Raw genomic sequence first — 20,781 nt, 5'->3', positions numbered from 1 at the left:
ATTTAATCATTCAAAATGGAGAAAAGCTTTTGCAGATATTCATCTTCTTTCAATACTTTATGATAAGACTGCTTTGCATAAGCCGGTGAAAGCTCGTAGTTGTCCGGTTTTGCGTTAATATCTTCATTTTCAATGTACTGATTCAAATGACGTGTGTAATCTTTAATTAATTTATTGATTACTTTTCTTTTTATTTTACAGATGGTATTGTTCTTTATTTTTTGTAAGGAATTTAAAATGAATGATTTATCTCCATGGAAATTTATAATATTTGTCACAAAAGACAAGTTGTGCTTATCCTGAATTACAGAATGTTGGTCATCTTCAAAAATCATGATCTTTAAGTTTAAATTGTTCGGGGAAAATTGTGAAACACGAAAAATAGATTGCTGAAAGATCAACAGACGGGTATCGGGTACGACTTTTTCAGGACAAGAAGAAGTCTGGTTTTAGTAGGAGTAAAATTTCCTGTTTCCATGATAATAATATTTAGTGGTGTGAGGTGGAAAAGTAAGCCGTGAATTTACTTTTCAGTTTCTTCAATTCAAAAATCTAACCAAACTTAAATAATTTATTTCGAAATATTAAAAAAATCTAAAAATTATCTTTAAAAATGTATCATAATGGGTAAATTTTGAATGATTAATCGGATTTTTGTGGTATCTCTTAACTATTTTTCAATTAAATGAGAGTTGCATTTTTATAGCTTTTTGTAGAATTAATTCTACGCGATGTGAGTATTTTTCTACAATAATAATTTTTTTAACGCTGAATCTAACCTTATTTTTGCCTTAAGATTACCATCAAATAATTTTGCTCGCTGAGATTCTAAAAATACAGATGCTAAAGGCTGAATGCTTATTTCTAACTAAGTTTTTTGGCCTTTTTATTTAATAATTGATTCTAAATTGTTTAAAATTACTACGATTAATTTTTCAAATCCATTTAAAAGAAAACCTCCCATTGCTGAGAGGTAAAAAAAATTGACTCAATATTGAATATAAAACTCAATCACTTTATTTGTGGTTTTCAAGCCATTTCAAGCGGCGTTCATCAGCAAGATGTTTCACTTTAAAATTTTCAAAAGTAGCACTGAAACCATTTCCGTCGGGGCAGGCAGCCATTAGACCTACCATTACCGGCGAGTTGTCCTGTAAATAGGCGTTTCGCATCATTACATAGTTTTTATCATCGAAAGAATAAAAAATCTCAACAGCATCAAGCCTTCTGACAGCTTTTATCCAGACTTCGGAAGGCGTTTTCTCTAAGGTAATAACGCTCCAGTCGCTGGTTTTATGGGTGACAACGGTGCTTAAATTATATTTTCCGTCCACAAATTCTATCCCTGCTTTTATATAATTTTCTTTGTCGATCCTCAGCATTAGTCCCATTTGGTCAAATCTGGCCTTATAATTTCCGCTGATTTTCACTTTTGCTTCAAATTCTCCACCATACGTGGTGTATAAAAAAGGAGCGTCGTCTACCGTGAAACCATAATGCGAAATTCTCCAGTAATCGCTTTGAGGCGTAACAAGCATGGATAAAGCATTATTTTTAATTTCCCATTTTTCGGGCTCATTAAACCATGTCATTTTTTCTAATGTCTGCGCAAAATTTTTCTGAACAATTAATAAAGCACAGCCTAAAAATATTTTTTTCATTCTTCGATGAATGTTACTTATTGATTAATTTAGCAAAAGTAAAACATCACTCCTTTATCATCAATACTGATAAATAACCATTTTTATGAAAATAGTTGAAACCCTGAACAAAACATTGCTTAATAAGAACAAAAATACCTGTTCGCTTGATATAGAAACCTACAAACAGATTGCATTGGTCTATTCTCAGGTTGAAAACGCTATTTCGGTTTTAAGTGATATGCAGGAGAACAAAAGCTTTGTTTATCAGTCTAAGACAGCCTCGGAATTAGGTCTGAAGTTTAAAGAAAATCCTACGGTTATTAATTCGATCTGGGAAGAAGAAATTCTGAAAAAAATACATCCCGATGATAAGCTTAAAAAATATATTCATGAATTGCGTTTTTTTAAAATGATGGATTCTTTAAAACCTGAAGAAAGAGCCCAATTTAACGTAACCTCGAGGATCAAAATGAAGGATCAAAATAATGTCTACAGATTTGTGCAGCACCGGATGTTTTATTTTTACTCGGCCACAAACGGGAAATTGAGGTTTGCGCTTTGCCTGTATAGTATTTCTTTGGACCAGTCGCCGCTTTTGCAATCAGAATTTTTGATCATAAACTCGGTTACGGCAGAAATTGTAGGTGAGGATAAATTAAATTATAAAAATATTCTTTCACAACGTGAGCTGGAAATTCTGCAGTATGTCGGAGAAGGATTTACAAGTAAAGAAATTGCCGCTTTTCTTTCAATAAGTGTTAATACGGTAAGCCGGCATCGGCAAAATATCCTTGAAAAATTAAATGTAAAAAATTCTATTAAAGCTTTTAATGATAGTTTTCATTAAAACTACAGCCATGATTGAATTTTTTCAACTCTGAATTGTTTTTAATTAAAGATTTTAATTATAGTTAAATATTTAAATTAAGTCTGTTATATAATATGATAGACTTAATCGTTTTTGCTTTATATTATCGAAATGTATTGATTTTAAGAGTTTTTAATAAAAATATTACATGCATAACAAATTTTACTGATAAATTCAATCTAACCGATGTTAAATAGTCATATATTTGTTCTTTAAACAGCTAACAATATTAAGGATGAACATAAACTTTACAACAGCCACATTTAGGGATTTTGAGAATATTCCGGATTATAATATCGCTCAAAGGGCGGAGATTTTTTATGAATTTTTAGAATACATGAAATCAAACGGACACATGAACTACAGACTGAAAAATACCACAGGTACCAATTCGGTAGTAAGTGTAGATATTGAGAATCAAAATAAAGAATACGTAAGTTTCGTTTCCAGTGATTACCTAGGGTTTACTCAACATCCGAAAGTAAAGCAGGCAGCGATAGAAGGGATAGAAAAATATGGGACAGGAACTGGTGCCACACCACTGATCGGAGGATATTTTGACTATCATAACAGATTAGAAAAGAAAATTTCTTCATTTTTCGGAAGAACAGAAGATGAAGCCGTAGTTTTTACAACGGGATATACTGCGAATAGTGCTTCACTGCAATGTTTAATGCAAAAAGAAGATCTTGCTATTTTAGACATGGCGGTGCATGCAAGTATGTATGAAGGATGTGCTTTTACCAATAAAAAAACATTTCCTCACAACAATTTAGAGGCTTTAGAACATATTTTGAGAACTTCTGAAAACCTTTATCGTACAAAACTCGTAATTATAGATGGAGTATATTCCCAGGATGGTGATACCTCGTATGTGAATGAAATTTATGATTTGGTAAAAAAATATAACGCCTTTTTAATGGTGGATGATGTACATGGAGTAGGGATTTTGGGCGAAACAGGAAGAGGAACGCTGGAAGAGGCCAATTTACTGGATAAAATCGATATTATAACAGGCACATTCAGTAAAACTTTCGGAAGTTTGGGAGGATATGTGATTGCAGATAAAAAAATTGCGGCTTTATTGAGATTTCAGTCTCGCCAGCAGATTTTCTCGGCAACCGCTCCGCCTTCTTCCGCCGGGATCATTAAGGCGATTGATCTTATTGACGAAGAGCCGGTATGGAGAGAAAAGCTTTGGAGTAATATTAATTATTTCAAAAAAGGGCTGGATGATCTTGGTTTAGACACCGGAATCACACGTTCTGCCATTATTCCTGTAAAAATTGGCGACCCACATGTAACAGGTGATGTAGGAAGGCTACTAATTGACAGAAACATCTATACCAACCCGATTTTATATCCTGCCGTAGCAAGGAAGGATGCAAGAATCAGAATGAGCGTGATGGCCAGACATGAGAAAGAACATCTTGATAAGACGCTCAATGCGTTTGAAGATATAAATAAAAAATTGCATATTGCAAAAAAATAAAATACATATGCCTAGAAAAGTTGTGCAAGGTCCTATCCGGGACAAAGAAAAAACAAAACAAAAGCTGTTGGCCGCAGTCGGAAAAATTTTAAGAGTTAAAGGCTATTCAGGACTTAAAGTAAGCAAAATTGCAGCCGTAGCTGGCTTTGATAAAAAGCTGATTTACGAATATTTCGGAAGTACGGAAAAGCTTATCGACGAATATATCAAATCTCAGGATTATTGGAGCAAAGTAAACCAAAATATAGAAGTAGACCTTTCAGACGGCGGAAAAGAGCTTTCTAAACTGGCGCTGCTTAATCAGTTTGACAGTCTTAAAAAGAATAAAGAGCTACAGAAAATTATTCTTTGGGAGCTTTCAGAAAGCAAGCCTATTCTGAGAAAACTGGTAGAGCAGCGTGAAGAAGTCGGAGATGTCATGTTTAAACACATCACGGATCCCTACTTTGGCGAAGATGCCACAAGATACAGGGCAATTATGGCTTTGATTATTTCCGGTGCCTATTACTTAAATCTTTATACAGGGTATAACGCAAGCAAATTCTGCGGGATTGACCTTAAAACAGATGAAGGTAGAAGTGAAATCGAAAAAGCTCTTGTAGAGATCATCGATTTTGCTTACCAGAAAAAATAAAAACACAAAGAGGCTTTTTCTATTAGAAAAATTAAAAATTATTGAGAAATTTGAAAGCTTATATTTTCAAATTAGAAGTATATTTCTTAATTTTGACCAATGGAAAATTTTATAGTATCTGCAAGAAAGTATCGTCCACAGGAGTTTGACACTGTAGTTGGGCAGTCACATATTACAGATACTTTAGAACATGCTATTGAAGAAAATCAATTAGCACAGGCTTTGCTTTTCTGTGGACCTCGTGGTGTGGGTAAAACTACATGCGCCAGGATTCTGGCCCGCAAGATCAACGAAAAAGACGGCTCTGTTTCAGAAGACGGCTTTGCTTACAATATCTATGAGCTTGATGCTGCATCAAATAACTCGGTGGATGATATCCGTGAGTTGATCGATCAGGTTCGTTTTGCTCCCCAGGTCGGTAAATACAAGGTATATATTATTGACGAGGTGCATATGCTGTCTTCTGCTGCCTTTAATGCTTTTCTGAAAACACTTGAAGAGCCGCCGGCTCACGCTATTTTTATTCTGGCTACGACAGAAAAGCATAAAATTATTCCTACAATTTTATCACGTTGTCAAATTTATGACTTTAAAAGAATCATTATTGAGGATATTCAGGGTCATTTAAGAAATATTGCGCAAAAAGAAAGCATCCAATATGAAGATGATGCCTTATATCTTATTGCTCAAAAAGCAGACGGAGCTCTGAGAGACGCCCTTTCTATTTTTGACAGGCTTTCCACATTTTCCCAAAAGAATATTACGCTCGCAAAAGCTGCTGAAGTATTAAATATCCTTGATTACGACCAATATCTTAAAATTGTAGATCTAGCCAAAGAAAACAAAATTCCGGAAGTACTTTCTGCATTTAATGAAATCGTGAAAAAAGGCTTCGATTCTCATATTTTTATTGCCGGATTAGGAAATCATTTCAGAGATTTAATGATGGCTCAGAATGCTTCGACAATAGATTTGATTGAAGTTGGCGAACAGACAAAAACCAAATTTGTAGAGCAGGCCCAAAAATGGAATGCCCAACAATTAATTGATGCCATTGAAATTTGCAACCACGCAGATATTAATTATAAAAATTCAAAAAATCCGCGGCTGACAGTAGAAATTGCTTTAATGCAGCTGGCTTCTATAACGGCTAACGGCGATATTAATAAAAAAAAAAGTTTATAATATTAGCCCCGTTTCTTGATGAAAAGCAGGAATTAAAAATTCCGCAGAAGATTCAGGAAAAAAAAGAGGAAAAGGCTGAAAAGCCTATCGTTACTGAGCAGGTTCCCCAGGAAATTAAAAAAACTTCCAAACCATTATCCAGACAGGGAATTTCTTCAGGTTTCAGTATTAATTCTTTTTTAAATAAGGAAGAAAAAATTGAAGCTGAAGAAGAAAATAACGCCGTAAAAACCGAAGAATTACCCAAAAATCATTTTACAGAAACAGATTTACAATCGGAATGGAATTTGTTATTAAAACAGCTTCAGAACAAAGATATATTTGTTTATAATGCCATTAAGACATTCAAGCTTGTAAAATCCGATGAAAACCAAATCACGGTTTTATATCCTTCAGATTCCGCAAAAGTCGAATTTGATAAGGTCAGCAGAGAGTTTTTTAATCATTTTAAAACAAAAGTACACAACTTTTCTATTGAAGTTGAATACAAAAGAGATTTTGAAAACCTGAAAATTGAAGTTGTTACCAAAAAGAAGATCTTCGAAAAATTTATCGAGAAAAATCCTTTGCTGAAAGATCTTGATGATTTAATGAAGTTTGATTTGTCATAATTTTTTATATATTTGTCAAAGATTTTTGTGGAAATTAATTTTTCAACAAAAACAAATTATTATTTGAAAAGCTAGAAATAAACGATTCACAGTAAACAAGTGCAACAATTTATCTCACATAAATCGAATCTTGAAAACCATTTTGGTTTTGTAGCTGCTAATTATTTTAGCGGTTATTTTGGCTTTTCATTTAGCTATTTTAGAAATTTCAGAAAGTATTATCGATTTTATTGGTACTGCTAGCTAAATTTCTTTCTCAAAAAATATTGGAATAATTGATTTTCTATTCAAAATTCCTACTCCCACTAAATTTTTTTAACGGCATTTTTTTGAAAGGAATTATAAAGTAATTTTATAATCAAATAACTATTGGTGTAAATTTTTTTAATAAGAATATAATAAATTAACAATATGAATTTAAAAGACCTGAACAACGATTGGATCAATGAGTTTTCTCAACCATTGATGATCGCAGGACCATGCAGCGCGGAAAGTGAAGCCCAAATGTTGGAAACCGCAAGAAGAATCAGAGAAACAAACGCACAGGTTCCGATTTTTCGTGCAGGAATCTGGAAGCCCCGTACAAAACCCAACGGATTTGAAGGCGTAGGCGTTATCGGTTTAAACTGGCTAAAGAAAGTAAAAGAAGAATACGGCTTCAAAACTGCGACAGAAGTTGCCAATGCCCACCACGTTTTTGCGGCTTTGGAAGCTGACGTTGATATTCTCTGGATCGGCGCGCGTTCTACGGTAAATCCTTTTACAGTTCAGGAAATTGCAGTTGCTTTAAAAGGAACAAATAAGCCTGTTTTTGTAAAAAATCCTGTAAATCCGGACTTATCTTTATGGATTGGCGCTCTGGAAAGGCTTGTAGGACAGGATATTAAAAATTTAGGTGTAATTCACAGAGGTTTTTCAACATACCAAAAAACGAAATACAGAAACAACCCGAACTGGCAGATCGCTTTGGATTTTAAAAGTCAGTTCCCGAATATTCCGATGCTGATCGATCCTTCCCACATCTGCGGAAACAGAATCGGTTTGGCCGATATTACTCAGGAGGCTCTAAACGTTGGTTATCAGGGAGCTATCATCGAAACGCATAGTAATCCCGATGAAGCATGGAGTGATGCGGCACAGCAAATTACACCTGAAGTTCTGGCTGAATTAATAAGCAATTTAAAAGTAAGAAATACAGGCTTAGCCGGCTTTGAGGGCGAAATGGGAAGACACAGAACTTTAATTTCTGATCTGGATTTCCAATTGATCGAGCTTCTTTCTCAAAGAATGAAAATTTCTGAGAAAATCGGTAAGCTTAAAAAAGAGAATGACATCGCGATTTTCCAGCCTGAACGTTGGAGAGTGATCACGGAATATGCGATTCAAAAAGCCAAAGAAACGGGATTGTCTCAGGATTTTATTGAGAAAGTTTTCAAAGCGATCCATGAAGAATCTATTGAAGTGCAGAATAGCATTATGATTGACAGGTAATTGAGTTGTAAAGTTTTAGGGTTTGAGAGTTTGAGAGTTTATTCGCGTAATATAAAATCCGCTATTCTAAACTCTCAAACTCTCAAACCCTAAAACACTCAAACCTAATCCTAATTGCTTATATTTGCACCATCTTAATATATGAAAGGGAAAATCATTAAATCTACAGGAAGTTGGTATCAGGTTTTGGAAACAGAAACCGGAAGGATTTTTGAGGCCAGGATCAGGGGAAAATTTAAATTAATTAAAACCAGGCTTACCAATCCGCTTGCTGTAGGGGATTTTGTGGAATTTCAACTGGAACAGGATGATATTGCATGGATCACAAAAATCGATCCGCGTAGAAATTACCTGATCAGAAAATCCGTCAACCTTTCGAAAGAAGCACACATCATTGCATCTAATATTGATCTGGCATGCTTTATTTTTACCCTCAAACATCCTGAAACGTCACTTGGCTTCCTCGACCGGTTTTTGGCGTGTTGTGAAGCTTACAATATTGAACCATTAATATTATTCAATAAGATGGATGTTTTGCATGATGAAGAAATAGAACTTGTAAAAGATATTGAATTTCTTTATCAGGAAATCGGGTATAATAGCCTGGAAATTTCATCATATTCAAAACTTAATTTAGAAGATTTACAGGAAATCCTTAAAGATAAAACTTCCGTATTTTTCGGGCATTCCGGATGTGGAAAATCTACTTTGGTAAATGCTTTACAGCCGGGCTTAAACTTAAAAACTTCTGAAATTTCAGATACCCATTTAAAAGGAAAGCATACAACAACATTCGCTCAGATGCATTTCTGGGATTTTGGAGGAAATGTAATCGATACTCCCGGAGTTCGTGAATTTGCCATGATTGATATTCAAAAAGAAGAAGTACAGCATTATTTTCCGGAGATTTTCAGAAAGAGAAAAGAGTGCAAGTTTCATAATTGTCTTCACATCAACGAGCCTAAATGTGCCGTTCTTGATTCTTTAGAGACCGGCGAAATTCAACATTCCAGATATTCTACTTATATAAAGCTGATGGAAGAAGCCGAAGAATTGTCTAAAATATAATTCAATTTTATATTAACAAACCGCAATATATCTTGTTTAAAATAATTAAACAGGAGTTTAACTATTTAATAATGTTCGAATTAGGAACAGAATTCGGGAAACATCGATCAATAAAAAACCCAGCCGAAGCTGGGTAAAAACTAATAACCATGAAAACTCAAATTAAACATGAGAATCGCAATAGAATAAACAATTACTGTGCCAAAGTTTGGTTCATAATTTCTTAATAAAAGTTATTTTTATGTTAAAAAAAAATTAAATTAAAATCAAATATATTTTTTGTAATTTTGCGCCATTAAAAAAATATACATTTATGTCTAACATTACATTCACTATGATTAAGCCTGATGCTGTTGCTGACGGACATATCGGTGCTATATTAGGTAAGATTTCAGAAGGAGGATTTAAGATCAAAGCTTTAAAATTAACTCAACTTACTGTAGCTGATGCAAAAAAATTCTATGAAGTACACGCTGAAAGACCTTTCTATGGGGAATTAGTTGATTTCATGAGCTCAGGGCCAATCGTTGCTGCTGTTCTTGAAAAAGACAATGCCGTTGAAGATTTCAGAACTTTGATCGGAGCTACAAACCCGGCTGAAGCTGCTGAAGGAACAATCAGAAAGATGTTTGCAAGAAGCATCGGAGAGAATGCAGTTCACGGTTCTGATTCTGATGAGAATGCTCTTATCGAAGCTCAATTTCATTTTTCAGGCAGAGAAATTTTTTAATTAAAATTTATCAAAATAAAAAAATCCGGAAAATTTTCCGGATTTTTGCTTTTTATGTGCCATACTGTCCTGTTATTTGTCTGGTTTATAGATTGTTTTCAATGGTGCCAACTTTTTTTCTTTGTAATTCAAGAGGTTTATCCAGCAAAACAGCAATTACGGTCATATTTTTGTCGAGCCTTTCTGCTGGAACATCAATATAAATAATTCCGGGCGTAGAGCTCCAATATAATTTATTATAAACTTTATGACTGAGAAGAGAACCATCTCCGACAATACGGATTCTGGCAATTTCATTTTTAATTCCTTTTAAAGCAACGGGACCGGTTGGTGTACCTTCCACAAAAAGATAAATTGTTTGTTTATCCTTCGAAATCACGCTCATTCCTGAGAAATGGCCATTTGGCAGACCTTTTTCTGTCTCAAAAAGCGCATCTGCATTTTTACTGATCCAGTTTAGGGTTTCGGGGTTTGTTTTCGGTGTTTCAGCGATTTTCATATCCAAACCATCGCCTGTCAATCCTGAATTTACAAAAATATTATTTCCTTCATGCAATTGATCGGCAATTTCATAGACCGCAGATTTTGTACTTTTGTTTTCAAGAACTTGAGATAAGGAATATTTTTCTTTGTTAATGGCTTTTGTGCTTACTTTTTCATTAAAATCAAGCTCAACAACAGTAACATCCTGATCGAAATTAACATTTAAAAAATTTAAAGTCAAATTTCCGGAATTATCTTCTTTGAAATTGACTTTTCCAATATTATCTCCGATGATTTTTGCTGATTTTGGCGGATAACCTAATCCATAAATTTTTGTGAAATCTTTTGCTTCTTCTAAAAAAAGAAATAATTTTTTACCGTCTTTAGAAATCGAAGATTTTCCTTTATAATTTTCAAAAGGTAAACCTGTGCTTGTTCCGTAGATGGCATCAGGATATTTTGAAGTCCACCTTGCGAGGCTTTTTAAAATTTCAACTTGTTCCTGGGGAATTGTTCCATCAGATTTCGGCCCAATATCCAGCAGTAAATTGCCACCCATATTGATGACGTCAACCAGGGTTCTGATAATCATATTCGGAGTTTTATAATTTCGGTCATAAGGCTGATATCCCCAGGCATCGTTTATCGTGTAGCATAATTCCCAATATTTATTATCCGGATTTATAACCGGAATTCCCTGCTCCGGAGTTTCATAATCCCCGTGATCATTTAATCTTGAATTAATAATGATATCCGGGTTGTATTTTCTTAAATTTTCTAATGTTTTCGGTGCCTGCCATTCTTCCGAAGAATGTTCCCAATCTCCGTCAAACCATAAAAGATCGGGTTGATATTGCGTTGAGATTTCATTTAATTGAGATTGATAATAGGTTACAAAACTTTGCCAGCGTTTAGGATCATCTTTAATTTCATACCGCTTTTTTACCCTGGTATTGATGTCATAATAAGGATGGCTCCAGTCGGGAAGAGAGTAGTAGATACCGGTTTTTAATCCCGCTTTTTTAAGCTCGGAAACAAAAGGGGTAAGAACATCTTTTTTAGCTAAAGAATTTTTAGGAATTGTTGTTGCTTTTTCCGCTTTTGAATTCCAAAGAGCAACGCCGTCGTGATGTTTTGAAGTAATGACTGCATATTTGGCTCCTGAATCTTTGATGAGCTTTACCCATTCGCCCGGTTGATATTTTGAAGCGGAAAAGCCATTCAGCTGCTTCATATACCTTTCATGATTGATATAATTATTAAAAAAAGACCATGATTCCGGGATTCCGTCAACAGAATAAATTCCCCAGTGAATAAAGATTCCCAGTTTAGCATCATGAAACCATTCCATTTTTTTATCATCGGGGCTGTTTTGTGCTTTTATATTTGAAGTAAATAGTAAGCTTATAAAAGAGGCTGCAACAATTTTTCCTTTCATTTTTATTGTTTGGCCGCTAAAATAATCAATGCGAGCTGTAAAACCTTGTTTTCATCAATAATAATTCAATGATGATGAAAATAAATCAAATATTCATTTCACTAATTAAATATATTCGGTATTATTATTCTTTTAATGTATTATTTTTATTTTTCAATAGTATTTAAATCATAAAGATAAAATAGATGAAAATGACGACAATTATTTTAATCATCACGGCTACGTTAACTGCTTTGATAGCCGGACTTTTTTATGCTTATTCCTGTTCTGTGGTTTTAGGGTTAGGAAAATTATCCGATGTTGAATATCTGAAATCCATGCAGTCAATTAACCGGGAAATCCTTAATCCGGTCTTTTTTATAAGCTTTATGGGAACAGCAATTCTGCTTCCTGTTTCCGCCTTTCTTTTTCGGTCACAAGGCCCGGTTTTTGTTTTTCTTCTTTTGGCATCAATTGCTTATCTGATCGGGGTTTTTGGGGTAACAATGTTTGGAAATGTTCCGTTAAATGATCAATTGGATCAATTTGATATTGTTAATTCAACAACAGAAAATATCAGGAAAATGCGTGAAGCTTTCGAAAGCAAATGGAATTTTCTTAACAATATCAGAACCGTTTTTTCTTTAATAACAATAATATCAGCCGTTTGCGCCTGCATCTGGAATAAAATTGAATAATGAATAATTTTAATAGTAAGTAGAAATACTTAAAATAAAATTCAGTGTTTTTACGGATGCTTTGTATATAATTTATTTGCATCTTTACAGCGCATTAAAAATATAAAGTTTAATGCAAAGTCCTCAGGACAGAAACTAATAACCATCGAAGCTCAAATTTCTCAATGAGAAAAGGCAACCAATTTGGCTGCCTTTTATTTATTTAAATAGATTTGAAATTAAATTTTCAAAAGCTCAATTGTTCTTTCAGGGCTTTCTGCCGAGAAAACAGCATTTCCTGCAACAAGAACGTCTGCTCCGGCTTCGAAAAGCTTTGCAGCATTGTCAAGGTTTACACCACCGTCAATTTGAATTAAAGCGGTAGAGTTATTGCTTAAAATTAAATCTTTTGTTTCAGCGATTTTTTTATAGGTATTTTCAATGAATTTTTGGCCTCCAAAACCTGGGTTTACGCTCATTAACAGTACCAAATCTACATCAGCAATGATATCTTCCAGCATTAAAACCGGTGTGGAAGGATTTAAAACAACCCCTGCCTTTGCCCCTAAGCTCTGGATATGATGAATCGTTCTGTGAAGATGAGTGCAGGCTTCATAATGTACAGAAACCAGATCTGCCCCGTGATTGATGAATTCTTCAACATATTTTTCGGGCTCAACGATCATCAAATGCACATCAACAAACTTTTTGGCGTGCTGCTGAACAGTTTTCATTACCGGAAAACCGAATGAAATGTTGGGTACAAATCTCCCGTCCATCACATCCACATGGAACCAGTCAGCCTGAGAGTTGTTTAACATTTCAATGTCTCTTTGCAGATTCCCAAAGTCTGCAGATAAAAGGGAAGGAGCAATAAGCTTCGTTTTCATTTTTACTTATATTTAGATTTTAGAAGTTAGAAATTAGAGGTTAGATTAAAACTAACTTCTAGAATCTAATTTCTAACTTCTTTCTTAATGATATTTCAATTTCATTTCCGGCTGAATTTTCAAAAGAGTTTCATAGATCAGCTTAATTACATTTCCTACATCTTCTTTAGAAACCATTTCTACCGTTGTGTGCATATAGCGCAAAGGTAAGGAAATTAAAGCACTTGGAACACCGCCGTTGGAGTGGGCGAAAGCATCTGTATCTGTGCCTGTTGCTCTGCTTGCCGCTGCTCTTTGGAAAGGAATTTTATTGTTTTTTGCAGTATCAATGATTAATTCTCTGATCACATGATGAATGCTTGGCGCAAAGAAAACTACCGGCCCGTCGCCACATTTTTGGTCGCCTTCTTTTTTCTTTTCGATCATTGGAGTTGTCGTGTCGTGGGTAACGTCTGTTACAATTGCGATGTTTGGCTTGATCGTATCTGCAATCATATCGGCTCCGTACAAACCAACCTCTTCCTGAACGGAATTGGTGATATATAAACCAAACGGAATCGTCTTTTTGCTCTCCTTTAAAAGTCTTGCGACTTCCGCGATCATAAAGCCGCCGATTCTGTTGTCTAAAGCTCTGCAAACGAAATAGCGGTCATTCAATTCAAAGAATTCATCAGGATAAGTGATCATGCAACCTACATAAATTCCCATTTCTTCAACTTCTTTTTTTGTCGTTGCCCCGCAATCGATGAAGATATTTTCGATTTTTGGAATGGGTTCGTTTTGATTCGCACCTCTTGTATGAATGGCGGGCCATCCGAATACACCTTTCACAATACCTTTTTCCCCATGAATATGAACGACTTTTGACGGCGCGATCGTCTGATCTGAGCCTCCATTTCTGATAACGTAGATCAATCCATCGTCTGTAATATAATTAACGTACCACGAAATTTCATCGGCATGAGCTTCAATCACTACTTTAAATTCGGCATCGGGATTGATTATACCATAGCAAGTTCCATAATGATCTACTTCAATTTTATCAACATAAGGTCTGATATAGTCCATCCAGACTTCCTGACCTTTGTGTTCGTAACCTGTTGGTGATGAAGTGTTTAAATATTTTTCCAAAAATTTTAAAGATTTCTTCTCAAATTTCATAAAAAGGAATGATTTTTGCGTTTAATTTTTACTGTAATACGCGTAAAAATAATGAATTTTAGTAAGATTGTCTGCCTTTTTCTCCTCTTTTTTGGTGTCTGCGTTTTTGCGCAAAAGGATTCTGTGATTGCAAAACCCTTAAGCCAATATCCTGCAGAGCTACTAAAAGTAGATGAATTTGGAAATAAATATTATTACGACGAAAGACAGAAAGCCAGAATCTATGAAATAAACGGGGAAACAGTCGTTGTGATGGATGAGTTGGTATTACTAAACAAACCTAAATTCAACAATCAGTTAGACCGGAATTATTATTATTTTCTAAATAAAAAATTATATAGGGTTTATCCGTTATTTTTAACCGCTTTACAGCAATACAGAGACATTCAGAAAGAAATGACGGATCTTGACAGCAAAGCCAAAAGGAAATATGTTAAGGACAGGCAAAATATGCTGGCAGACCAATATGAAAAGCAATTAAGAGATTTAACGACTACTGAAGGACAGGTTTTTGCCAAATTAATGAACAGGGCGACCGGAAAAAATGTCTATGAGATCATTAAAGAATTAAGAGGCGGATGGAGTGCATTCTGGTGGAATGTAAAAGGAAAAATGGCAGATATTGATTTAAAAGATCAATATAACCCTCATAAAAACAGAACCGATGAGTTTCTGGAATCGCTTCTGCAATCCAACTGGAATTCTGGTTATCTACAGCCTTATCCGGGAGCCAATCAGTTTAAAATACCAAAGTAATATAAAATTAGAAATGAAAATTCCTGTAAGCTTTACAGGAATTTTTCTTTTAGTTTATCGAAAACAATTTTGTCAATAGGCAAGGGAAACGGATTATCGGGTCTGTCGATCTCAAGCCATTCCGTTTTTTCAATGCACGGATCGAGGATCAGAAAATCTTCTTCATTGACGATATTTACTATATAATATATGGTAAGCAATTGTTCGTTTTCTCTGAACCGCGAAACGAGAAATTCTTCCTGAGTATAAAAATGTTCTACAATTTCGATTTTTACATTTAATTCTTCATCGAATTCTCTGTGTAGGCATTCGATCAATCCTTCACCGAATTCCAGCCCGCCACCCGGAAATTTCATTAATGGCTCGCCGGCGTATTCTTCAAACAATGTTAAAACTTTTTTGTCTTTTACAGCACAAGCATAAACTCTGATGTTTATCTTATCGATCATAAATAATATTTTGTATAGCTAATGTAAGAAAAATTGTTAAAAGTTATAAGTTAAACTATTAAAGCTTTACCGCATTGATCATTTCCCTTTTCCCCGGCGGTCCCTGTTTCTTTTCTACTTTGAAATTTAGCTCCTGAAGGATTCTTCTGACACTTCCTTTGGATGAGTAAGTTGTTAATAGCCCGTTAATATTCATCTTGTCGGAAACCATTTCAAACAGCGGCTTTTCCCATAAATCAGGCTGCACTCTTGCTCCGAAACAGTCGTAATAGACAAGGTTGATTTTTGGTAACTCAATGTCTTTCAGGTTAAAGAAGTCACATTCTATCTTTTTTAAGTTAAATCCATTAATAATTTCAACCGATTTACCCCAATCTGATTGATGAATTTTTTGATAAATATTTTTAAATTCGGGGTTATCAAAAAGGTCAAAATAGGCTAAATCTTTAATTTCAGATTCATTTATGGGATATTTTTCCAGTGAAAAATAGTTAATGATATGATTTTTGTCAGTTTTTAAATATTCATTAATTGTAACCAAAACATTCAAACCTGTTCCAAAACCGAGTTCTAAAATATTAATTTCGTAATCATTTATTAAATTTAATCCATTTTTGATAAACACGTGTTCTGCTTCCTGGAGCGCTCCGTGGTGAGAATGGTAGTTTTCATTTAAGTCATTGATAAACAATGTTTTACTACCGTCGTTTGTGGTCTTAATTTCTCTTTTCACGCTTTTTTTTGTCAAATTTAACGTAAAATTTTTATATTTAGAAAATTATGTTAAATTTGTAGAACATCATAAAAAATTTTAGAAATGATAATTCAAAAAACTGAAAACTCCAGAATTTCTACATTCGACCCAAGCGATTTTTCATTCGGAAATACTTTCATTGATCATATGGTAATATGCGAGTATGAGGACGGAAAATGGGGGGATGTAAAAGTAGTTCCTTACGGTCCGTTGGCATTTACTCCTGCGATGATGGGGGTGAATTACGGGCAAGCTTGTTTTGAAGGTATGAAAGCCTATAAGGACAAGGATGGTCAAGTTTTCCTTTTCAGGCCTGAAAAGAATTTTGAACGTATCAATAAATCTGCTGCACGTCTTGCAATGCCGGAAGTGACTGAGGAAATGTTCCTTGACGGGTTGAAAGCTTTAGTTGATCTTGACAGAGACTGGATTCCTTACGGAGAAGGTTTATCTTTATATATCAGACCATTGATCTTCGCTACAGAAGAAGCATTAAAAGCAAGAGTTGCTAATAAATATATGTTTGCAATCGTTGCTACACCGGCGAAAAGCTATTATACAGAGCCAGTTTCAGTAAAAATCTCCGACCACTATTCGAGAGCGGCAAACGGAGGTGTAGGTTCTGCAAAAGCAGCAGGAAATTATGCCGCATCTTTTTACCCGACTCAATTAGCAATCGAAGAAGGATATGAGCAAATTATCTGGACGGATGACGCGACTCACGAATATTTCGAGGAAAGTGGAACAATGAATGTTTTCGTAAGAATCAACGATACGATTTTCACTCCGCCAACCTCTGAAAAAATTCTTGACGGGGTTACAAGAGACAGCTTCATTCAATTGGCAAAAAGAAGAGGAATCGAAGTAAAAGTGGAGCCAATCCCTGTAAAAACAGTTATCGAAGCTCAGAAAAACGGAACTTTAAAAGAAGTTTGGGGAGTAGGAACAGCAGTTGTGACTACCGTTTTCCAGGCATTAGGATATCAGGGTGAGAAATTACAGCTGCCGACACTTTCAGATGAAGAAAGCTATGCTGCAACGCTTAAAAATGATCTGGTAAACATTCAAAATAACGTTACGGAAGATCCTTTCGGATGGAGGGTTTTGGTAGATCACGTTATGGAAACAGTTTAATTTAACGTAAAAAATTGATATAAAGCCAGGTTTTTCCTGGCTTTTTTTGTTTTATGATTATAGGTTCGCGTTTGTCATCCTGAAAGAAACGATGTGAAATGATAAATCTCAACATCACTTTTTACACAATCGCTTTGGAAATATTAAAAAAAACGACAAATATCCTAGCCCAGATTGCAGCAATTGTTTGAGCTCATTTTTTTAGTTTAGGCTGCGGCGGCGAAGCCGCCGCAGCCTAAACTAAAAAAATAGCGAGTGCGGAAAGCTGGAAAAAGCTTCAAATAAAAAAAATAAAATAGCTTTTCGATGTAATCAAATTGCTCCTTAAAAAACAATAAAAATACAATTCGACGGAGTCAAAAAGCTTCAATTAAATAGACCTGGTAAAAAATAACAATTTGATAAGATTTTTCAACTGCTTCGCGCTCAGGTGACAGAGAAAATGAGAAAACTTTTAATTCAATGTTACACAAGTTTTGTAATGATTCCCGAAATGCGTATTTTCGCAAAAGTTTATGAAAAAAATACTCTTCATATCGGTGATAAGCTTAATGAGCTGTAATAGAAATTCGCAACAGGCACATCCTCCTGTAGGCGGTGTTTTGAGTAAAAACGACCTTGATGTTTCTAAAGAGAGGATGAAAAACCTCAATATTATTGAAAGGAAACATATGCAGGATTGGATCAATGCGCAACCAGTGAAATTCTATCCTACACAGCTTAATTACTGGACGAATGCCGAGAATTTCGATAAAAGGGAAAGAAGACAGGACAATACGCTGATTTCGTACTCTTACGAATTATATGATTTTGACCAGACGAAAATTTACGATGCGCCTTTCGAAAGAAGAGACGCAAAATTCGGACACTTTGATGAATTGAAAGCTGTAGAAAATGCTTTGCGTTTTATACATGATGGTGAGGAAGTTACGCTTTTAGTTCCATCTTCTTTGGCGTACGGTACTTATGGAGACGAGAAAAAAATAGATAACGACATCCCATTAATCATAAAATTAAAAGCGCTATAATAAATGAAATTGTTTAACAAGAATATAATTCTGGCAGCGGCAAGTATCTCGCTGATGAGTTGTACACCAATTTATAAAAAAATGAACGTAGACAAAGAAACTTACGAAGGTCTTAATGACGGACTTTATGCTAATCTTCAAACGACAAAAGGTAATCTGATCGTAAAGCTGGAAGATAAAAAAGCACCGGTAACTGTGGCTAATTTTGTTGGTCTTGCAGAAGGTAAAATCGATAACAAAGCTAAGGCTAAGGGAGTTCCTTTTTATGATGGAACGATTTTCCACAGGGTGATTAAAGATTTCATGATCCAGGGAGGAGATCCTCAGGGAACGGGAATGGGAGATCCTGGATATAAATTCGAGGACGAAAAAAACGACCTTAAGCATACAGGAAAAGGAATCCTTTCTATGGCGAATTCAGGACCAAACACCAACGGTTCTCAGTTTTTCATCACAGAAGTGGCTACTCCCTGGTTAGACGGAAGACACACGATCTTCGGAAAAGTAGTAAAAGGTGATGATGTGATCGATGCGATCGCAAACGTAGAAAAAGGAGCTCAGGACAAACCCAAAACAGATATCGTTCTAGAAAAAGTTTCTGTTTTCAGCAAAGGTGACGAGTACAAAAACTACGATCCTGCAAAAACTTTCACGGAAGGAAAAGCGAAGATCGCAGAAAACAATAAAGCATTCATCGCTAAAGAAGAAGCTGAAAAAAAGAAAAAAGAAGAGGAATTTGCCGCCAATCAGTTGAAAATGGTTGAAGATCAGAAAGCAGGAATGCAAAAAACTGAATCCGGTCTTTACTACAAAATCACAAAAACAACTGACGGAAAAGCTCCAAAATCTGGTGACAATGTATCTGTACACTACGCTGGAAAGTTAATTGACGGAACTAAATTTGATTCTTCATTCGACAGAAACGAGCCTATCGATATTCCAATCGGGATGGGTAGAGTAATCAAAGGATGGGACGAAGGTATCCTTTTATTAAAAGAAGGTGAAACTGCTACTTTATTGATTCCACCAGCAATGGGTTACGGAGAAAGAGGTGCAGGTGGAGTGATCCCACCAAACGCATGGTTAGTTTTCGATGTTGAGCTTGTAAAAGTACATTAATCGAAATTTTTATAAAATTGGAAGCCGTCCGAAAGGATGGCTTTTTTGTTTTCTGATGGTAAGTGATTGAAAATTACGTAGAAATACGGATTCCCGTAATGAAGTAATATGTTACATTAGCTAGATTTGAAAATTATACAATGTTTAATTAAAATTTAGATAAGATATGCCATTAAATTATGAGAGAAGATTAAGTAATCTACAATCAAGAAGATATGATAATGAACTGAATGAATCAGTTATTTCGAAATCTTTTAGTAATGATAAAATTCCTAAGAATATAAAATATTTATATGAATCCATGAGTAAAATAGATTCAAAATATAATGAAAGAACCTATGATGCTGCTAATAGAGTACAGAAACATTTAGAAGGAAATTTTAACTTACATTTTGATAGAGCGTACAGAACACAGGGCTCTGTTGTTACTGGAACTAATATAAAGGTGCATAGCGATTTTGATTTATTAGTAATCATTAATAAATATCATTTTAACGGACCAAATGTACCTATTAATAATCCTTATACAGATACTGATCATACTGATGATATTAAAGACTTAAGAAAACAATCAGAAAATATTATGTCAAATATTTATGATGAAGTAGATAAAACAGGAAGAAAAAATATTTCTATTTTTAATAAATCACTAAATAGAAAAGTAGATATAGTTTTTTGTTTTTGGTATCATACTCAAGATTATATAGAAACACAAAATGAGTATTATCGAGGAATTTATTTGTATGATTTTATTGAAAATGAAAAGATTTCGGATTTTCCTTTTGCACATATCAGTCAAGTTAATGCTAAGGGAGAGACTACAAACGATGGCTCTAGAAAGGCAATTAGATTATTAAAAACTTTAAAGGCTGATTCTTTAGAAGAAATAAAACTGAGTAGTTTTGATTTAACTACTATTGTTCATTCAATAGAAGATAATTTACTTTATTATCATTCAGGAAAAGAAGTTCAAATAGCTAAAGTAATATCAAATCAATTATTAAACCTGATAAACAACTCTGAATTAAGGAAAAGTATAAAGAGTCCAAATGGAACAGAAAATCCATTAACAGATGATTGTGTTTCAGAAATGAGGAACTTGAAAAAAGATTTAGATGAATTGATTGAAGATGTAAGTAAAGAGCTTTATAATTCATATTTTGAAAAAGGGGAATTAATTTATTCATAAAT

At 34.5% G+C, this 20,781-nt stretch carries 21 protein-coding genes; 14 read left to right on the top strand and 7 right to left on the bottom strand.

Annotation, left to right across the window (positions count from 1 at the left end):
- Positions 1–2: 2 nt before the first annotated feature.
- Together BLT04_RS18480 and BLT04_RS18475 are read right to left on the bottom strand one after the other, a co-directional pair.
- Positions 3–335 (bottom strand): hypothetical protein, encoded by a 333-nt coding sequence (locus BLT04_RS18480; protein WP_089757255.1) that lies wholly within the window; start codon positions 333–335, stop codon positions 3–5.
- Positions 336–1,016: 681 nt separating this feature from the next.
- A complete protein-coding gene (locus BLT04_RS18475) occupies positions 1,017–1,661 on the bottom strand; it encodes a DUF1349 domain-containing protein (protein WP_089757254.1) in 645 nt (214 codons plus the stop codon).
- Positions 1,662–1,746: 85 nt separating this feature from the next.
- Between BLT04_RS18475 and BLT04_RS18470 the strand changes: the two genes are divergently transcribed.
- The 8 genes from BLT04_RS18470 (at position 1,747) to BLT04_RS18430 (ending at position 9,722) form a co-directional block, all read left to right on the top strand.
- Positions 1,747–2,490, top strand: a complete 744-nt coding sequence (locus BLT04_RS18470; RefSeq protein WP_089757253.1) for a response regulator transcription factor — start codon at positions 1,747–1,749, stop codon at positions 2,488–2,490.
- A gap of 256 nt (positions 2,491–2,746) precedes the next feature.
- A complete protein-coding gene (locus tag BLT04_RS18465) occupies positions 2,747–4,003 on the top strand; it encodes an aminotransferase class I/II-fold pyridoxal phosphate-dependent enzyme (RefSeq protein WP_089757252.1) in 1,257 nt (418 codons plus the stop codon).
- A gap of 7 nt (positions 4,004–4,010) precedes the next feature.
- Complete coding sequence (locus BLT04_RS18460) at positions 4,011–4,637, top strand: TetR/AcrR family transcriptional regulator (RefSeq protein ID WP_089757336.1); 627 nt, start codon at positions 4,011–4,013, stop codon at positions 4,635–4,637.
- 99 nt (positions 4,638–4,736) lie between these two features.
- Positions 4,737–5,822, top strand: a complete 1,086-nt coding sequence (dnaX, locus tag BLT04_RS18455) for a DNA polymerase III subunit gamma/tau (protein WP_089757251.1) — start codon at positions 4,737–4,739, stop codon at positions 5,820–5,822.
- A 287-nt stretch (positions 5,823–6,109) separates the two neighbouring features.
- Entirely contained in the window at positions 6,110–6,433 is a 324-nt protein-coding gene (locus BLT04_RS18445) for a hypothetical protein (RefSeq protein WP_089757249.1), read from the top strand.
- Between the two features lie 411 nt (positions 6,434–6,844).
- Positions 6,845–7,924 (top strand): chorismate mutase, encoded by a 1,080-nt coding sequence (locus BLT04_RS18440; RefSeq protein WP_089757248.1) that lies wholly within the window; start codon positions 6,845–6,847, stop codon positions 7,922–7,924.
- Positions 7,925–8,065: 141 nt separating this feature from the next.
- Positions 8,066–8,992 carry a ribosome small subunit-dependent GTPase A gene (rsgA, locus tag BLT04_RS18435; protein ID WP_089757247.1) on the top strand — a complete coding sequence of 309 codons (927 nt, stop codon included), beginning with the start codon at positions 8,066–8,068 and terminating at the stop codon, positions 8,990–8,992.
- 313 nt (positions 8,993–9,305) lie between these two features.
- Entirely contained in the window at positions 9,306–9,722 is a 417-nt protein-coding gene (locus BLT04_RS18430) for a nucleoside-diphosphate kinase (protein WP_050380425.1), read from the top strand.
- 85 nt (positions 9,723–9,807) lie between these two features.
- Here BLT04_RS18430 and BLT04_RS18425 read toward each other — a convergent pair whose 3' ends face one another.
- Positions 9,808–11,643 (bottom strand): alpha-L-fucosidase, encoded by a 1,836-nt coding sequence (locus tag BLT04_RS18425; RefSeq protein ID WP_089757246.1) that lies wholly within the window; start codon positions 11,641–11,643, stop codon positions 9,808–9,810.
- 191 nt (positions 11,644–11,834) lie between these two features.
- On the opposite strand from BLT04_RS18425, the gene chrI reads away from it, so the two are divergent.
- Positions 11,835–12,320, top strand: coding sequence for a chryseobasin maturation helper ChrI (gene chrI, locus BLT04_RS18420; RefSeq protein WP_089757335.1), 486 nt, complete (start codon positions 11,835–11,837; stop codon positions 12,318–12,320).
- Positions 12,321–12,538: 218 nt separating this feature from the next.
- Here the strand turns inward: chrI and rpe are convergent, their stop codons facing one another.
- Together rpe and chrP are read right to left on the bottom strand one after the other, a co-directional pair.
- A complete protein-coding gene (gene rpe, locus BLT04_RS18415; protein ID WP_089757245.1) occupies positions 12,539–13,189 on the bottom strand; it encodes a ribulose-phosphate 3-epimerase in 651 nt (216 codons plus the stop codon).
- An 84-nt stretch (positions 13,190–13,273) separates the two neighbouring features.
- Positions 13,274–14,350: a chryseobasin maturation metalloprotease ChrP gene (gene chrP, locus BLT04_RS18410; RefSeq protein ID WP_089757244.1), complete on the bottom strand. Its 1,077-nt coding sequence runs from the start codon at positions 14,348–14,350 to the stop codon at positions 13,274–13,276.
- A 51-nt stretch (positions 14,351–14,401) separates the two neighbouring features.
- Here chrP and BLT04_RS18405 point away from each other — a divergent pair, with 51 nt between their 5' ends.
- Positions 14,402–15,106 (top strand): DUF4294 domain-containing protein, encoded by a 705-nt coding sequence (locus BLT04_RS18405; protein ID WP_089757243.1) that lies wholly within the window; start codon positions 14,402–14,404, stop codon positions 15,104–15,106.
- Between the two features lie 32 nt (positions 15,107–15,138).
- Here BLT04_RS18405 and BLT04_RS18400 read toward each other — a convergent pair whose 3' ends face one another.
- Both BLT04_RS18400 and mnmD read right to left on the bottom strand, forming a co-directional pair.
- The gene (locus BLT04_RS18400; RefSeq protein WP_089757242.1) at positions 15,139–15,555 is read right to left on the bottom strand and encodes an NUDIX hydrolase; all 417 of its coding nucleotides are present in this window, start codon (positions 15,553–15,555) and stop codon (positions 15,139–15,141) included.
- 58 nt (positions 15,556–15,613) lie between these two features.
- On the bottom strand, positions 15,614–16,288 hold the full coding sequence (gene mnmD / locus BLT04_RS18395) for a tRNA (5-methylaminomethyl-2-thiouridine)(34)-methyltransferase MnmC2 (protein WP_089757334.1): 675 nt from the start codon (positions 16,286–16,288) through the stop codon (positions 15,614–15,616).
- Positions 16,289–16,372: 84 nt separating this feature from the next.
- On the opposite strand from mnmD, the gene BLT04_RS18390 reads away from it, so the two are divergent.
- The 4 genes from BLT04_RS18390 (at position 16,373) to BLT04_RS18375 (ending at position 20,779) form a co-directional block, all read left to right on the top strand.
- Entirely contained in the window at positions 16,373–17,443 is a 1,071-nt protein-coding gene (locus BLT04_RS18390) for a branched-chain amino acid aminotransferase (protein WP_089757241.1), read from the top strand.
- A gap of 515 nt (positions 17,444–17,958) precedes the next feature.
- Complete coding sequence (locus BLT04_RS18385) at positions 17,959–18,471, top strand: FKBP-type peptidyl-prolyl cis-trans isomerase (RefSeq protein WP_089757240.1); 513 nt, start codon at positions 17,959–17,961, stop codon at positions 18,469–18,471.
- Positions 18,472–18,552: 81 nt separating this feature from the next.
- Positions 18,553–19,590: a peptidylprolyl isomerase gene (locus BLT04_RS18380; protein ID WP_228422001.1), complete on the top strand. Its 1,038-nt coding sequence runs from the start codon at positions 18,553–18,555 to the stop codon at positions 19,588–19,590.
- A 166-nt stretch (positions 19,591–19,756) separates the two neighbouring features.
- Positions 19,757–20,779, top strand: a complete 1,023-nt coding sequence (locus tag BLT04_RS18375) for a nucleotidyltransferase family protein (protein ID WP_089757239.1) — start codon at positions 19,757–19,759, stop codon at positions 20,777–20,779.
- Positions 20,780–20,781 lie beyond the last annotated feature (2 nt).

The sequence above is a fragment of the Chryseobacterium soldanellicola genome (genome assembly GCF_900100115.1).
In the GTDB taxonomy this organism is placed as follows: domain Bacteria; phylum Bacteroidota; class Bacteroidia; order Flavobacteriales; family Weeksellaceae; genus Chryseobacterium; species Chryseobacterium soldanellicola.
The sequence above is the reverse complement of the archived record's forward strand: the minus strand, read 5'-3'. Positions and strand labels throughout refer to the sequence as shown.

Excerpts from the sequence above, each read along its gene's own strand:
- dnaX (WP_089757251.1), top strand. The coding sequence starts at position 4,737 with ATGGAAAATTTTATAGTATCTGCAAGAAAGTATCGTCCACAGGAGTTT.
- rpe (WP_089757245.1), bottom strand. The coding sequence starts at position 13,189 with ATGAAAACGAAGCTTATTGCTCCTTCCCTTTTATCTGCAGACTTTGGG.
- chrI (WP_089757335.1), top strand. The coding sequence starts at position 11,835 with ATGACGACAATTATTTTAATCATCACGGCTACGTTAACTGCTTTGATA.
- BLT04_RS18385 (WP_089757240.1), top strand. The coding sequence starts at position 17,959 with ATGAAAAAAATACTCTTCATATCGGTGATAAGCTTAATGAGCTGTAAT.
- chrP (WP_089757244.1), bottom strand. The coding sequence starts at position 14,350 with ATGAAATTTGAGAAGAAATCTTTAAAATTTTTGGAAAAATATTTAAAC.
- BLT04_RS18470 (WP_089757253.1), top strand. The coding sequence starts at position 1,747 with ATGAAAATAGTTGAAACCCTGAACAAAACATTGCTTAATAAGAACAAA.
- BLT04_RS18375 (WP_089757239.1), top strand. The coding sequence starts at position 19,757 with ATGCCATTAAATTATGAGAGAAGATTAAGTAATCTACAATCAAGAAGA.
- BLT04_RS18400 (WP_089757242.1), bottom strand. The coding sequence starts at position 15,555 with ATGATCGATAAGATAAACATCAGAGTTTATGCTTGTGCTGTAAAAGAC.
- BLT04_RS18405 (WP_089757243.1), top strand. The coding sequence starts at position 14,402 with ATGAATTTTAGTAAGATTGTCTGCCTTTTTCTCCTCTTTTTTGGTGTC.
- BLT04_RS18425 (WP_089757246.1), bottom strand. The coding sequence starts at position 11,643 with ATGAAAGGAAAAATTGTTGCAGCCTCTTTTATAAGCTTACTATTTACT.
- BLT04_RS18480 (WP_089757255.1), bottom strand. The coding sequence starts at position 335 with ATGATTTTTGAAGATGACCAACATTCTGTAATTCAGGATAAGCACAAC.
- BLT04_RS18440 (WP_089757248.1), top strand. The coding sequence starts at position 6,845 with ATGAATTTAAAAGACCTGAACAACGATTGGATCAATGAGTTTTCTCAA.
- BLT04_RS18390 (WP_089757241.1), top strand. The coding sequence starts at position 16,373 with ATGATAATTCAAAAAACTGAAAACTCCAGAATTTCTACATTCGACCCA.
- BLT04_RS18460 (WP_089757336.1), top strand. The coding sequence starts at position 4,011 with ATGCCTAGAAAAGTTGTGCAAGGTCCTATCCGGGACAAAGAAAAAACA.
- BLT04_RS18380 (WP_228422001.1), top strand. The coding sequence starts at position 18,553 with ATGAACGTAGACAAAGAAACTTACGAAGGTCTTAATGACGGACTTTAT.
- rsgA (WP_089757247.1), top strand. The coding sequence starts at position 8,066 with ATGAAAGGGAAAATCATTAAATCTACAGGAAGTTGGTATCAGGTTTTG.
- BLT04_RS18430 (WP_050380425.1), top strand. The coding sequence starts at position 9,306 with ATGTCTAACATTACATTCACTATGATTAAGCCTGATGCTGTTGCTGAC.
- BLT04_RS18475 (WP_089757254.1), bottom strand. The coding sequence starts at position 1,661 with ATGAAAAAAATATTTTTAGGCTGTGCTTTATTAATTGTTCAGAAAAAT.
- BLT04_RS18465 (WP_089757252.1), top strand. The coding sequence starts at position 2,747 with ATGAACATAAACTTTACAACAGCCACATTTAGGGATTTTGAGAATATT.